Origin of the sequence: Aminithiophilus ramosus, from assembly GCF_018069705.1 — a bacterium.
Taxonomy (GTDB): domain Bacteria; phylum Synergistota; class Synergistia; order Synergistales; family Aminithiophilaceae; genus Aminithiophilus; species Aminithiophilus ramosus.
Genome location: NZ_CP072943.1, coordinates 1,060,678 through 1,074,819 on the forward strand (window position 1 = coordinate 1,060,678; position 14,142 = coordinate 1,074,819).

16 protein-coding genes are annotated in these 14,142 nt (G+C 62.7%); all 16 read right to left on the reverse strand.

Annotated elements, in window-relative coordinates:
- Nucleotides 1-3: 3 nt before the first annotated feature.
- The 16 genes from KAR29_RS04775 to KAR29_RS04850 all read right to left on the reverse strand — a co-directional run bounded on the left by KAR29_RS04775 (nt 4) and on the right by KAR29_RS04850 (nt 14,005).
- Complete coding sequence (locus tag KAR29_RS04775) at nt 4-345, reverse strand: hypothetical protein (protein ID WP_274374486.1); 342 nt, start codon at nt 343-345, stop codon at nt 4-6.
- Between the two features lie 3 nt (nt 346-348).
- Nucleotides 349-2,772: a hypothetical protein gene (locus tag KAR29_RS04780; RefSeq protein WP_274374487.1), complete on the reverse strand. Its 2,424-nt coding sequence runs from the start codon at nt 2,770-2,772 to the stop codon at nt 349-351.
- A gap of 49 nt (nt 2,773-2,821) precedes the next feature.
- Nucleotides 2,822-3,094, reverse strand: coding sequence for a DUF1799 domain-containing protein (locus KAR29_RS04785; RefSeq protein WP_274374488.1), 273 nt, complete (start codon nt 3,092-3,094; stop codon nt 2,822-2,824).
- Between the two features lie 23 nt (nt 3,095-3,117).
- A complete protein-coding gene (locus KAR29_RS04790) occupies nt 3,118-3,402 on the reverse strand; it encodes a hypothetical protein (RefSeq protein WP_274374489.1) in 285 nt (94 codons plus the stop codon).
- 11 nt (nt 3,403-3,413) lie between these two features.
- Complete coding sequence (locus KAR29_RS04795; RefSeq protein ID WP_274374490.1) at nt 3,414-4,364, reverse strand: phage tail tube protein; 951 nt, start codon at nt 4,362-4,364, stop codon at nt 3,414-3,416.
- A gap of 21 nt (nt 4,365-4,385) precedes the next feature.
- Nucleotides 4,386-4,850, reverse strand: a complete 465-nt coding sequence (locus KAR29_RS04800; protein ID WP_274374491.1) for a hypothetical protein — start codon at nt 4,848-4,850, stop codon at nt 4,386-4,388.
- A 10-nt stretch (nt 4,851-4,860) separates the two neighbouring features.
- Nucleotides 4,861-5,508, reverse strand: a complete 648-nt coding sequence (locus KAR29_RS04805; RefSeq protein WP_274374492.1) for a hypothetical protein — start codon at nt 5,506-5,508, stop codon at nt 4,861-4,863.
- A gap of 3 nt (nt 5,509-5,511) precedes the next feature.
- A complete protein-coding gene (locus KAR29_RS04810; RefSeq protein ID WP_274374493.1) occupies nt 5,512-5,820 on the reverse strand; it encodes a hypothetical protein in 309 nt (102 codons plus the stop codon).
- Between the two features lie 257 nt (nt 5,821-6,077).
- Nucleotides 6,078-7,100, reverse strand: coding sequence for a major capsid protein (locus KAR29_RS04815; protein WP_274374494.1), 1,023 nt, complete (start codon nt 7,098-7,100; stop codon nt 6,078-6,080).
- Between the two features lie 14 nt (nt 7,101-7,114).
- Complete coding sequence (locus KAR29_RS04820) at nt 7,115-7,474, reverse strand: head decoration protein (RefSeq protein WP_274374495.1); 360 nt, start codon at nt 7,472-7,474, stop codon at nt 7,115-7,117.
- Nucleotides 7,471-8,577, reverse strand: a complete 1,107-nt coding sequence (locus tag KAR29_RS04825) for a head maturation protease, ClpP-related (RefSeq protein ID WP_274374496.1) — start codon at nt 8,575-8,577, stop codon at nt 7,471-7,473. Before KAR29_RS04825 ends, KAR29_RS04820 begins: the two co-directional genes overlap by 4 nt.
- Before the next feature lie 62 nt (nt 8,578-8,639).
- Nucleotides 8,640-10,190, reverse strand: coding sequence for a phage portal protein (locus tag KAR29_RS04830; RefSeq protein WP_274374497.1), 1,551 nt, complete (start codon nt 10,188-10,190; stop codon nt 8,640-8,642).
- A gap of 2 nt (nt 10,191-10,192) precedes the next feature.
- Nucleotides 10,193-10,420, reverse strand: coding sequence for a DUF6148 family protein (locus KAR29_RS04835; RefSeq protein ID WP_274374498.1), 228 nt, complete (start codon nt 10,418-10,420; stop codon nt 10,193-10,195).
- 11 nt (nt 10,421-10,431) lie between these two features.
- Nucleotides 10,432-12,252, reverse strand: coding sequence for a phage terminase large subunit family protein (locus tag KAR29_RS04840; RefSeq protein ID WP_274374499.1), 1,821 nt, complete (start codon nt 12,250-12,252; stop codon nt 10,432-10,434).
- Nucleotides 12,185-12,913: a hypothetical protein gene (locus KAR29_RS04845; protein ID WP_274374500.1), complete on the reverse strand. Its 729-nt coding sequence runs from the start codon at nt 12,911-12,913 to the stop codon at nt 12,185-12,187. Before KAR29_RS04845 ends, KAR29_RS04840 begins: the two co-directional genes overlap by 68 nt.
- A 498-nt stretch (nt 12,914-13,411) precedes the next feature.
- On the reverse strand, nt 13,412-14,005 hold the full coding sequence (locus tag KAR29_RS04850) for a tyrosine-type recombinase/integrase (RefSeq protein ID WP_274374501.1): 594 nt from the start codon (nt 14,003-14,005) through the stop codon (nt 13,412-13,414).
- Nucleotides 14,006-14,142 lie beyond the last annotated feature (137 nt).

The window sequence follows — 14,142 nt, forward strand, 5'->3', positions numbered from 1 at the left end:
GACTCACACCTCCCGAAGCTGAAGTTCCGCGGCCCAGCGGCCGGGAAGAGTTTTCCTGATCCGGGGAACGGAGACGAATCGGACCGCATGGCTTGTCCCATCCAGGGGATGAGTCCACAAGAATGAGGCCGACCCGCCCAAGGTCGACCGCCAGAAGCTTTCCAATCTCTCCTTGTCCGCATCGCGAAGAGCCTCCCAGGTCAGTCCCCATGTCTTTCTCTGCCGGGTATACCTCGCCCGCGTCTGCTCGTAGCCGGCCTCGAAATCGGATCGGATGGCCGGGTCCTCCCAGATCTCCTCCAGAGGATACGAGGGAACGGCCAAGTCAGGGAATCGCAGCGTCATCGCCTATCTCCCCCCCTGCACGACGGTTCGCAGACCGCCCACGTTGTTGGCCAGCGCATCGAGCCAGACATCCACGACCCAGCGTCGGCCGTCGAAGCGGGTCTCCTGTCTGGGCTGCGCCGCGACACCCGTGTTGTTGATCACGTTGATCGCCACGCCCGGACCTTCCCCCAGGGCTTTCATCTGGCCGGGGGTGAAAACGCCCTCGCCTTTCCGCAGAACCGCCAGCTGCTCGTCGGAACCGACGATACCCCCCGAGTGATAGCGGGGAACGCTCACCGAAGCGGAGGCAAAAGAATCGCTGCCGATCACGCCTCCGGCATGGGCTTTGGGAAGCAGGAACGAAAGCAGCCCCCCGCCTCCTTCTCCCCCGAAAAGGGCGTACTTGATCCAGATCTTGGCCAGCTGCCTGCCGACATCGGCCAGGACATCGGAGAAATTCTTTCCCGAAACGATGGCATCGGCGATGCCGTCCTGGAAATCATCGAGCCAGCGGCTCATATCGTCGGCCAACGAATTCGTTTCGGCGTTCAGTTTCTCCGTTTCTCCGCGAAGGCTCTCCAAATGGCCGATCAGCGCCGGGAATTGCCCGTACTCAGCGATGAGACCGTCGATGGCGCCGTTCCAGATCTCCCCGTCCTCGGCGGAACCCCGGAGCTGCTCGCGGACCCGCTCGAGGTCTTCGTCGGCCAACTTGCGCGCCAAGGATTGCAGGTCCTCGAAAACGCCCTTCCAGGGGGCGCTGAATTGCCCGAACTCCTCTGCCGTTTCTCGGAGGCGTTTCTGCAGCATCGAAAAATAATCTTCATCGTCGAGGAACCCGAACCTGTTCTCCCAGGCCATGTCTTCCCAAAACCGAGCCACTCCCAGGGCCGCGGCCTCCGCCGCCTCCTGAAGCATCGTCATCTTCCGGGCGTTTCTGTCGATGGCGGCGGCCACTTCGGCTCCGGCGTTTTTGGCCCGGACCAGACGCTCGTCGGAAAACCCCGTCCGTTCGGGTTCGTCGGGCGTCCGCACCGTCGCCGGCTCCCGATCCCGCACGGAAGATTCCGCTTCGGCGGCGGCACGAAGGATCTCCAGCTCCTCCTTCCAACCCTGGACCTTCTGCCTCAAGGCCTGGATCTGAGGGTGCTCTTCCGTGAATCCCCGTCCGTTGGGCCCCCCGCCGGAAGTCTTTATACGCTCGACCTGATCCTCGTAATGACGGATCAGATGCTCGAGCTCGCCTTCCGACAGATCTTTCAACTCTTCCCGGTAGAGTCGGGCCGCCTTGCAGCTCTCCAGAAACCCCCGGACCACTTCGGTTCCCATGATCCCGCCCAGGGCGGCTCCCAGTGCGACGAGACCCGCCGGACCCGCCAGAGCGGCCCGGATCCCCGCAACGGATATTCCCAGCTGATCGAGGGCTGCCGTCGTCCCCTGAATCCAGCCGGGGGTCACCGAAAACATGGCGAAGGCCTTTCCCAAGCGCCCCATCAGGCTCGTCGCCTGAGGAAGCATGGCAAGTCCCGCCTCGAAACTCGCGATCCCCTGGATCCCTTTGGCCAGGGTCAGATAGGCCGTGGCCACTCCGAGAATTTCTCCCCGGTGATCGACGAGCCAGCCCGTCGTTCGGATCACTCCGGAAAGAACGGTGTCGACCGACTCCAGAGCGGAAACGAGACTATCCTTCCAGGTATCGATGAAACTGCGATATTCGTCCCCGGAGATCACCTCTGTCCAGGAATCCCGGATTCCCCTGATGCGGCTTTCCAGATAATCGAAGGGCCCTCCGTCTCCGGAGGACCCCATCAGATCCTGACGGAAGACCGTCCAGATTCCCCGCATGGTGTTGACGGCTCCGTCCCAGTCGTCGGCCGCCTTATCCATGGCGCCGCCGAAGCGCCGTTCGATCACCTCGATGATCCCTTCCCGGATGCTGTCGATGTCCTTCCCGACTTCCGTGCGGACATGCCCCGACCTGATGACGGCATTCTCGCCCGTGCGATCGAGCAGAATGCCCAGGTCCCTCAAGGGGGCCGTTTCCGTCGATACGAGCGCGCCCGCCACGTCCTGCATGGATCGGTGCATGACCGTGGCCAGATCGCCGATGGCCCGGATGCCTTCTTCCGCATTGGCCACGGCCGCGGCCTTCAGCTTCACGTAGGAGGCGACGGCATCGCTCGTATCGACCGGGCGGGCCGCCGCCCAAAGGTTGATATCACGGAACGTCTCCGCTGCCTTCCGTTGGTCCCCCATAACCGCAACGAGCGTGGTCCGGTAATTCTCCGCCTCTTTCGCCGCATCCAGGAAAGAATCCCCGATACGGGAAACGCCTACGGCGGCACCCACCGACATCAGAGCCGTACGGAGAGTCAGCACGTTGCTTCTCATGCGGTCCACGGAGGAGGTGGCTCGGGTCAGCTCGTTCGTAAACTCATCCTTCAACGAAAGAAGGATCTGTACATCCCTGCCCGCCAAAGCGCGCCTCCTCCCCTCACCTGGCCATCCTTTCGACCAGCTTCTCCTTCTCGATTCTTTCCAGCGTCCGGATCCCTTCCAGCACTCCGGGGCCGACATCGATCCCCAGCGCGTCGGCCACAGCCAGAACGGCGCCGTAATCCAGTCCGGCCACCACGTCTCCTCCGAGGCGCCACTGTCCACGCACGTAAGACCAGAGCTCCATGATCTCTCCGTTTTCGGGAAGCAGCTCGGGACAGCGTTCCGGACAGAGGGAACAGTCAGGAGGCTCCCCCCGTCGACTCGTCACCTCGAAGCAGGCCCGGCAGTATTTCAGGCGTTCTCCGCTGTGCCAGATCCAGACGTCAGCAAGTTTTTTCGGGATTCAGGCGTTCCGAAAGTCAGGGTCAGCGTGTCGGAGCAGAAGTCCCGCACCCGACTCTCGTCCCAATCGTCGAAATCGACGTCGGGATAGACACGCTCCGCAATCCAGTCATGAATCGCCACCATCTTGGCGCCGGTCACCTCTTCGACGGGAAGGATCCGGACATCCAGTCCGGCCTTCCGGAACTCCCTCACCTCACGTCGTTTCATGCCGCGCGGCTTCATCTCCGTCATGTCGATCCCCCCTAATAACCCGCGATATCGTTGACGAGCGTCGCCACGACGACCGATCCGTTGGCGTCGTCTTCATGGAAACCTCTCCAGGGAACCTCGAGCAGGATTCCCGCCGGGCCGTCCACTCCGGGAGTGGTCTCCTCCATGAGTACCTCGGGAAAGCGGAAGGAAAGGGAATGCGTCCCCTGGGTGAAAATGACCTCCACGGACGTTTCCGTACCCGCGATCCCCTTGTCGAGCAGCGCGGCCGCCCCCGGAGTGAAGAGCGCCGTAAGCGAACCGCTCGCCTTGAGAATCCCCTCTCGAGGATTGCCCCTGACTCCGCCTCCCGCAAGCACGTAGGAATCGGTCTCCAGCCCCATATCCAGGGAGACCTCCCCTCCCGTGCCGTCGGCAAGAACCGTGCCTCCCTCCTTCAGGAGCGCCTGACAGTTGTTCAGTCTCAGAAACGAAGCTTTCTGGGCTCCCGAATTGTAGGGAGCGGAAAGAACCGCCCCGTTGGATCCGATCACTCCCACTTTCGCCGTCAGTTCCCCGTCGCCTTTCCCGAAGGAGAAGGACAACGATGACACTTTGCAGCCGTTGAATTTGAAGTATTTCCCGATGTCGGCATGTCCCTGCTCGATCACCATGGAAGGCTGTTCCGCACGGACCTTGAAGACATGGGTATAGGGCCCTTTTCCCGTCGTCGTCGGAGCGCCGAAGGCCGCCTTCAGCCAGTAGCCGAAGGCCTTTACGTCCAGAGGGACCTCCAGCGCCCCCTCGACGTTCACGAAACCCCGAATGGGCTCGGCCGGGTTCCGCTCCTCCCTTAGAGTGGCCGAATCGGACAGATTGCGCCCCCGGGTCAGCGCCACCTTGGTCCGTGGCAATTTAACGCCTGCCTTGCTCGTCGGATCCGCCCCGTACGTCGTTTCGAAATCCATGACCAGGGACGAACCGATACCTCCCGCCTGCGACACGGATCATCGCCTCCCGAACCGTCAGTACTCTTCCGTGAAGCCCCCGCAAGTCCGGGGAACTTCCACGGTGATCTCCATACGCCCCACGAGCTGGGGCCAGAAAAACCAGCATTCGTACTCCACCTCGTTGACCGAAGAGGGATAGGTCGCACTGGCGTAGGCCAGTTCGTTTCGGATCAGGTTGCCCAGCCCCTCGAGATTCCGGGTCCCCCGAGAGTCCCGGACCGTCCCGACCGGATCGCCCGCCGTCCCGTCCATCACGCCCCACCCCACGCAGAGGGAAAAGGAGTGGAGTTCAGCCGCCTCTCCGACGCTCTTTCCGACCGGAAAAACCAGGATGTAGGGACAGTTCCGCTCCCCCGGAGGATCTTTGGCGGCGGGACCGATGAAAATCTCCGGTTCTCTGCCACAACGCGACCGGCAGAAGGATCGGATCGTCTCCGACTCCATCAGCCGATCCCGCCAGCGATCCAGGATGTCGTTCATGTCCACGGTATCACTCCTCCACGCGATACTTGCGCCGCCTGCCCGGAACCGCTCCCGTTACCGGGCCTCCGTCGCGGATGTATTCCCGAAGCTTGCTTTCCATGTAGTCGCCGATTCGAGGATAAAGGGCGTCGTACAGAGGCCTGAAGGTGGGGCGTTTCGGGATATCGATGCTGCCGTCTCCGGGCGGGAGGATCGACCCCTTGCGGATCTTTCCCCTCGAGGTCCTTCCGGCCGACGCCCAGTAGAGACGACGCATCTTCGCGGTCACTCTGACGGAAGCCCCTTTTTCCTGCATGGAACCGAGATGGACGGCGCTTCTCGAAAGCCAGCCCACGCGGACCCTGCCGGAGCTGTATTCGTAGCCCACGGCATCGGCCAGCCGCTTCAGGGGCGTCTTCCCGCCCCCCGTCCGACCGAGCCGTTTCGCACCGTTCCTTCCCCGTCTCACGACACCCGAAAGGGGCTTGTAGAGGGATCCGCCCGGAGCCCCCGAACGGATCCCCTTCTTGACCTGCTGCTGAAGCCACCAGCCGGAACTCTTGAGAGCCTTGCGCGTCCACTGCGGTTGCGTCCGGGCCATATGCCGCACCCAGGGCGAGAAGAAATCCTTCAGAACCACGTCGCCGAAAGGGACTCTCCTCCTCGACGTCTTCACGGCTCAGCTCCAGACGGGAGCCTCGTTGCCGACAAGCTCCAGCCGTACGAGCGCCCCCTCGATCACGAAACGTTCCACTCTCAGGATCCTCCCTCCGAACCGGACCTCGTCCGCCGCCTCGGGTTCCGGCACATCTTTCGGACGGACCAGAAGCGTCACCGTTTCGGCCAACTCCCTGCCGTTCCGTCTCTCTCTGTCGATCAGCTCCCCGTCTATGGCCGGGATCTCCCGTCCTTCGTAGACGATCTTCCTCGCGAGTCCGCCCAGGAAGATATGATCCACATCGGCTTCGACCCCATCCCGGAAGGTCACGACCGACTTCTCCGACCCGATCTTCGGGAACTTCGCGACCCGGCCTCGGATTCGGGAACCCGTACCGGTTCCTCTTCCGCTTCCTCCAAGTTCGCTGTCGGAGAAGTCTCCCCATCCGCCTCGAGTCGTTCGGCGGCCCCTAGCACGACAAGCCGGTCCTCCTGGGAAGCGGAAAACCCGGAGATCTCTTCTCCGGGCTTCCAGATCTTTCCTCGTTCCCTGATCGTCCACTTCGCACGAATCATGACGGAAGCCGCCTAAATCGGAGCGGCGACGAAAAAGGCGTCGACCTGGACGGGAACGGGAAGGGGCCGCGAGAGAATCTGCAGAATCCGGGTGCTGGGGTCCTTCTCCGTCCAGGTCTTCGGGACACGGGGCAGATCGTAGGCCTGTCCCGCGTCGAGATCCACGATGGCCCCGTAGAGCAGATCCGTCCGGGCTCCGGTACTTCCGACGAGAAGGGTCTTCTCCGGCACCATGGGCTTCTCCTCGTCGCTGTCGTCCAGAAACCATTCGTCGTAGCTGTAGATATCCAGCCCCAGCTCCTTCAGATAGCCGTGATAGGTGGCTCCGTTGGGAAGCTGTCTGGGATCGATCTGGCCTATGTCCACCCGCCGCAGATCCATCCGGTCCCGCATGCGGGGATGATCCGCGAAGACCGCCGCCACGTCGGAGGACATGATGCAGATGTCGGGATTGACGCCGGAGGCCTTCACCACTTCGAGCCGCCAGCGGCGCAGATCGACGAGAGGATCGCTCGTATCGGCCGCCGTCCAGAGCGCCCCGCCGGCAAGCGTTTCCCTGTTGGTGAGATCGAAGTCGATCACCTCGTCGACCCCGTCGCCGACGATGTGGATCCGCCCCGAGAAGATCGCCTGAGCGCACATCCACTCCTCTCGACGGGTGATGATCTCGTCCAGCTCCCTCATGTCCCGCCCCAAGAGTTCCGCGGCCCGTTCCATGGGGGAAACGCCGCTGTACAGGGATTCGCCGGCCATCCGTTTCATGAGATGTTCGGCACGGGTTTCCATCTTCGGCTTGATCATCGGAGCCTTGTAGGTGTCCGTCCGATAGCCGATCCGGTCCACCAGCTGCCCCTCTCTCCGGGGATGGACGAAGGGAGCCATGCGTCGCTTGCCCTTGATGACGTCCACGTCCACGTGCTCCGTATCGAAAGTCCGGACGTTCCCGAAAAAAGTGTCCTTCAGGAAGGTCCTGACGGGCTTCATCTCCTCCAGAGCCGTGATCATCGTTCGCGTTTCGAAAATGCTGATCGCCATCCGAACGGCCTCCCTCAGGCTTTCACGTTGTCGCGCAGGAACATGCCCAACCTGCGGCAGGCCGTCCGATGGGCATCGGCCGCGTCGGTACCGCCGAAAGTCAATGCGGACGCATTGAAAATGCCCGTCAGATAGACGGGAACGACGGCATCGGCCTCCGCGGCATGCGCGTCGGCCGCCAGAACGGCATAGGGCTCCTGGGATCCGTCCGACTTGGAACTGTCCACGGGAACGCACTTCCCGGAAGCCGTGACGCGGCCGAGGACGGTCCCCCTCGCCAGCGATCCCGCCCCCAGAGGGACAACCGCCGTATCCGTGACGGCCGGCATCTCATGTCCGGCGAAGAGATTGTCGTAAGTCAAAATCTCGCTCATCGTTTTTCGCCTCCGCGTTTCCCGCCGCCGGCCCCTTTGACTATGGCCTCCACGATATGCCTCTCTCCCGCGCCTCCGGGAGAACCGTCGGCCCTGATTCCCGCCAACGCACTGGCGTCCTCCTTCCGTTTCCCCTGCATGGCCGCCAGCCTCTCCCGATCCGCCCTGACGATCTTCAGGGCCGTCGCTTCCGCCGTCGCACCGGAGGCAATCGCCTCGGCGATGATCTTGTCGTTCCCGGGAGCGGCCAAGTACTTCAGCGCTTCGATTCTCGCCCTCTCTCCGACCGCCGCCTCGTCGGAGAGAGCCTTGACCAGATCGGGGTATTTGGCTTTCAATTCCTCGGGCGTCATGTCCTCCACCTCTTTCCCGTCCTTTTCCGTCGCCGGAGCTTCCGTGTCGTCCGGACGATCCTCCCGGATCCGCCTTTCGAGGGATTTCCAGGCCTCGGGCGGAGTCCTGAAGACCGAGAGATCGACCCGGACCCTTCCCGCGCCGCTGCCCACGACCACCACTCGGCCCGGCACGACGGCCGCAACGGCGATCTCCCCGCCCTCCACTCGATCGGCGAACCCCCTCTCCACCGCCTCCTCGGCCGTCATCCACGTCTCGTTTTCCAGGAGGTCGCGGACTTCTTCGGCGCCGAGACCCGTCCTGTCGCAGTAGACCGTAACCATCGAATCCCGGATCCGATCCAGAATCTCCGCCACGTTCCGCATATCCCCGGCGTCGCCGCTGGCACACGTCACGGGACTGTGAATCATCATCATCGCGCCGCGGGCCATGACGACCTCGTCTCCGGCCATCGCCACCAGCGAAGCCGCCGACGCGGCCATTCCGTCCACGTAGACTTTCACCCGCGCCCTGTGGCGCTTCAAAGTCGCGTGGATCGCCTGAGCCGCGAAGACCTCCCCGCCCGGCGAGTTGATCCTCACCGTCAGCCGACTCACGTCACCCAAAACCTTCAGATCCTCCGCGAACCGTCTGGAACTCACGTCATCCAGGGGCATTCCCAGGAACGACGCGTCGCCGATGGTCCCGTAGATCAGGACCTCCCCTTCCTCCTCTGAAACCGCTTTCACCTTCCAGAATTCCGCCGCCACCGTACCACCTCCCGAAGAACATCAAAAAAGCGGGCCCGTGCCCGCCCGTTCCGTCAACCCGCTCAGCCTTCATCCTTGTCTCTTTCCACCTCCACGATCCGGGATCCGGACAGGCCCGCCTCGCGGCGGATCCGCTCCTCCCTGGTCCGCTGACGGTGATAGGCCTCGAAATCCCCGCCGGTCAGCTCGGCAGTCTCGCGCGCCCGCGTCGAAAGGCCTTCCTCGATGCGAATCTTGGCCGCGTCGACCTCCTTCAACGGATCGATCTGGCCCTGGCTCGGCCCGTGCCACTCCGCCTGACAGTAAGCCCATCTCGCCAGAGGGTCGTCGAAGAAACCCGGCGCATGAACCCGGCCCAATGTCACCGCTTCCGCAAGCCACTCTTCGTAGATGGGCTGGCAGAAATCCGAGGCCATCCAGGACCGCTGGGTACGGAACATCCTCCACGCCTCCAGGAGAGCCGCCCTCGAGGCGGAATAACTGGAGGTGAAGTGACTCATCAGAACCTCGTAGGGGATTTCGAGAGCCGCGCCGATCTGTCGGCAGACGGCCGTCACGAAGGGATCGAAGGTCGCGTTGGGACGGGCCGGATTGACGTCCTCCACAGACTCGCCCTCGGCGAGGGCGACGATGGCCCCGTTTCCCAATTCGTAGCCCGTCTCGTCCTCGGGAGCGACCCGCTCCTCTTCCGCGATATTCTCGCCGAGAGGTGGGTCGTCGCCCGACGGCGTCTGGATGAACACCGTCAGAAAACCCGACACGACGGCGGCCATAAGCTCCGCTTCGGTATATCGCCCCAGCTGCTTCAGCGACTCCACCACCGAAGCGAGGACCGGAACGCCCCGTCTCTGCCCCGGCCGCTCCCAATCGACGAGATGGATCACGTTCCGTCGTCCCGATGCCCGCCCGAAAGCCGGCACGGCTTTCCACCTGGGCTGTCGACCCGAGAGAGACCGGGGATGTTTATCGGCGATCCAGTAGACCACCGGAGCCCCGTAATCGTCGATCTCCACTCCGCCGAGAACCGTCTCGTCGTTCTCCCGGCCTCTCGGAGGACAGACCTGATCGGCCTCCAACAGCATGACCCGCAGGGAATAAGGCGTCTCCGGCCTGTCCGTCATGGGAAGCAACGCGAAGACGTCGCCGCTCATCAGCCGGGAAAGAAAGGCCAATGCCTGGATCTGACCGAAGGTTTTCTGCCTGGCCGCGCAGCAGGCCGTCGAATTCGCCCAGAGAGCGAACTCGCGCTCCGTGTTATGCTCCCATCGTTGCGCCTCTTCCTCGCCCATCCCGATAATCTCCCCGTCGATCTGGCATTTGACCTTCAATCCCTGTCCGATCACGCTGGTCCTCATCTTCGCCAGGGCTCCGCGCGCGAGAGGCGTCCCCATGAAAAGATCGCGGGACCGCTCCCTGAGCAGATCCAGGTTTTTCGTGATATCGTCGTCAACATCTCCGCCCCTGGATACCCAGCCTTTCAGCGCCTTCTTGAGACGGCTCGCCCCGTGGTGGGAATAGCCCGTGTCGACGATCTCCAGCTGCTGCCTGGCCCTGAGGCGTTTCAGAGCCATCTCCGGAGCCAGAGTCCGGATGGCCCTGTCCAGAAGGTTCACCATCACAGGTCCCTCGGAATAACCCGAACGACGCGGGCTCCTCTCCGGCCGCGCGAGAGCCGTTCCACCTCGCGACGCCAGTAACCGACCTGCGATCGGATATAGGCCGCGTTGACCCTCGTGTACGCCATCGACCCTATCGTGTAGGCCTGTCCCCGCGTGATCGCCGCTTCGGCATCGAGCCAGAGACTCAGCATTTCCTTCGCCTTTTCGAGTGACCAAGCGACCATTCGAAGCCCTCCTATCCGATGCCTCTGCTGATCATCCGCCGGCTCCGCCTCACGGCGGACGGTCTCTTCCGCACAGGCGGAAGGGAACCGTCCGCCGCCTTCGGAGCAATCGCCAGATTGGGATTGAGAATCTCCAACGCCGCACGGGCGTAGATCCTGCAGTCCAGGGGCTCGTTCCGCGCCCCGGACCGCTTCACCCACACCAGGTGCCGCCTTCCCTGGTCGAAACGCATCACCCGCTTCTCGCTGGTGAGCCCCCGGAAATAGGAGGCATCGTACCCCTTCTCGACCGCTCTCGGAAAATGGCAGTATCCCGGTCCCTCATGCTCCTTCCGGAGCTGATGGAAGAGATTCTCCTTCCCCGTGTCGACGCCGACGGCGAACAGAGCCGCCTTGACACGATTGCTTCTCGTCGGCTTGCCTATGAGGGGAATTCCCGTTCCTCCCCGCCCCTTGATCGCGAAAATCCTCCTCTGCTCCCGGGGCCGGCAGAACTTGTAGACCTCCGTCGTGAAATGGCCGCCCGAATCCACGCAGACGCAGGAAATCCCCATGGCGCGGCCGCCTTCGAATTCCCACGTCCTCATCAGGTACTCGTCGAGGCGCCCCCAAACGTCGCCGTCTTCCGGAGATCCCATCAGAACGCGATATTCGACACCCCATGACTCCGCTCCCGCCCCCCAACCCACGACTTCGACTTCCAGTCTGTCGTCCTGGGTATCCACACCGGCGGTAAGCGCGAGCACTCCTTCGGGGAGATCGGCCTTGTAGTACTCCCGGCGTTTCTCCAGAAATTCCGTCTGCAATTCGTCTCCCGTTTCCTCCCAGGTTTCTCCGAGCGACGTGTTGACCCACGCCTTGAGCGGCTCCAGATTGCCCGCCTTCTTCTGCTCGTCGGCGGAACGGAAGTCGGCCGCGATCTCTTCCCACCGTCGCCAGGGAGAGACCAGCTCGTTCAGGTGAAATCCCCGGATCGAGGCATTTTCCTTCTCCGCGATCCACCGGCCCTCCTGGCGCTTCCACTCCTGCTCGCGGGACCGGCCGCCGCAGAACAGGCATCGGAGAGTCATGTCCTCCAGGAACAACTGAGGCCACAGGAGCTGCTGGAAACGGCCGCACAGCGGACAGGGAAGACACCATTTCTCCTGCGTCGATTCTTCGTAGGCCGCCTCTATCCTGCTGACTCCCCGAATCGTCGGCGTCGAAAAAAGCCCGATCTTCCTGTTCCAGAAAGCCGCCGTCCTCTTCCGGGCCAGCGTCACCGGATCGCCTTCCGTTCCGGCCGAGGCCGGAAAACGATCCACCTCGTCGCAAAGCAGAACCCGAATGGGTCGGGACGCCAGCCCCGACGGAGAATTCGCCCCCGCTATGGTGATGTGACCTCCGGGAAACTGCTTGTGCAGGAGCGTGTTCCCGCTGTCGCGAGTCCTGGCCTCCTTCACCTTCCCGCGCAGAACCGGCGTGTCCCTGAACATGGGCGCCAGTCTGTCCTTGCTGAAGGTCTGTCCCATGTCCAGAGTAGGCTCGACGACGAGAATCGAGGCCGGATCGTAATCCACGTGGTAGCCGACGACGTTTTCGATGATCGACGTCTTGCCCACCTGAGACGACGTCATCACCACCACTGTCTCCACGGCTGGATCCGTGAAGGCGTCCATGATTTCCGCCAGATAGGGAACCCGATCCGTGCTCCACCGGCCGGGTTCGGGGCAGGATTCCGGAGAAAGGATTCTATACCCGTCGGCCCATTCCGAAACGGTCAGCTCAGGAGGCGGCGCAGCCAGCGTTGCTATATCGCGAAACAGCCTTGCGAGTGATCCGTTCCGGGTCATATCCGGCCAGCTCCTTCAACGCCTCGTGGACTCCCTGACGCAGCCGCTCCCTGATGACGCCGAGGTCCTCCTCTCCCTGGAGACGGGGCGCGAGTTTCACCGGCACGGCGAGCATCCGGGCCCGGAAGGCCCCGATCATCTCTCCCCAGATCTCCGCCACGGCCTCGGCGGGATGCAGCTCCGCCCTCATAACCTGCACCTCCAGCTCCGCTTTGTCGGCCTGGGCTCTCCTGAGCCGGGTCGTCTCCTTGTCCAGATCTTTCGGATTGATGTTTCCCGAATCTTCCTGAAGAAAACGCAGATAGCCCGTCACGGAATCCCGGAGCGGATACTTCCCGTGCTCCGTCCGGGGAATCCTCCCCTCCTGGGCCAACTGCTGGACGCGCCTCTCCGAAACCCCCAGAAAGGTGGCCAGAGTCGTCCCGGCGACGACCATGCCCCCCGGAGCCGGATCCGGTCCGGTTTCGGTTCCCTCGCAGGCCCCGAGATACCGGGCGTACCCTCTTACGGAGGGACCGAGAACATACCTGCCCCTCCCCTCCTTCGGGAAGATCCCCTCTCGGGCCAATTGCCTTATACGCCTGTCAGTAAGCCCCAGGAGGGCCGCCAGCTCCGTTCCGGAGACGCGTCTTTCCTCCAGACCGTCCTCTTGATCCGGCATTTCCCTCCCTCCTTTCGACTGAACCAGGCCTTCGCCAAGGTTCACGAAACAGAAACGGAAACCGAAACGAAACGGTCGGTGAAATCCCTGTCGCTGGGAAAAGCCCGCGCTGTGGAGCGACCCCTACATTCTGCATACACGGGAGGACCCGTGATCGGCCACGAGGGCAGTGATCGCAAGGCTTTCACCCCTTTTCCTCCAATCGCCGAAGACGCCCCGCCGCCCTCCCTCCAATCTGTCATATCTGGATTGTGTCAGATTCGGATCGGGACGCCTCCGATGCCGACGGACACCGGCCTGGCAGTCTTCGAACATCGTCATTTCCTCGTACGGAAACCTCCGGTTCCGGGAAAGAAAACCTCGGTTCATTTTACGATCGCGTCCGAAAGGGCCTTGAAACCGCTATCCGCCGGGGTCCGCAGCCCCTTCGCCCTCCGTTTTGTATTCCGAAAAAGCCCGTCGAAAAGGGGTGCACGAAAGGTCCGGAAAACGCCCCTCTCAGAGGCAAAGATCCTCGATGATCCCGAAGATCTCGTCCTCCGTGATGCCCATATAGGCCAAAGTCTCCTCCGGCCTCGAGTGTCCCAGGATCTTTTGGATCCGCGTCAGGTCGACCCCCCGCTCATGCAGATGAAAGGCGAAAGTCTTCCTCAGAGTATGCGTTCCGATCCGCTCGTCGAGCCCCGCCCGGCGCGCCGCCTCGACCAGGAGGAAATAGGCCTGCTGTCTCGATATGGCCTTCCGCGCACCGTCGGCGCCCCGTTTGCGCGAGGCGAACAGAGGCTCCTCCGACGGAAGATCCGTCCGGTAAAGGTAATCCCGCAGCGCCGAACGGCTCTCCCGGTTGATGGGAAAGCGACGCATCTTCCGACGCTTCTTTTCCCGTATCTCGATCTGCCCCTTGATGGACCGCCGACCCGACTTTCCCACGCGCATCACGTCCTCCACCCGAAGTCGGAGAAGATCCGAAATCCTGAGTCCGCTGTTGATTCCCAGAGTGAACAGGGCATAATCCCTAAGAGATCGCGACCGGAGCGCCTCTTTCACCCGTTCGATCTCCGTCTTCTTCCGGAGGGGCTGCACGAACTCCATGCCCATGCCTCCTCGACATTGATCAGGCCTTGTCAGGCTCTCATTCCACACCGCACGATCTCAACCGACTAATTGACACGCACATTATGCGCATGATATAATCACGTCAACGAAAGGGGCGAGGACGATCACAAGCT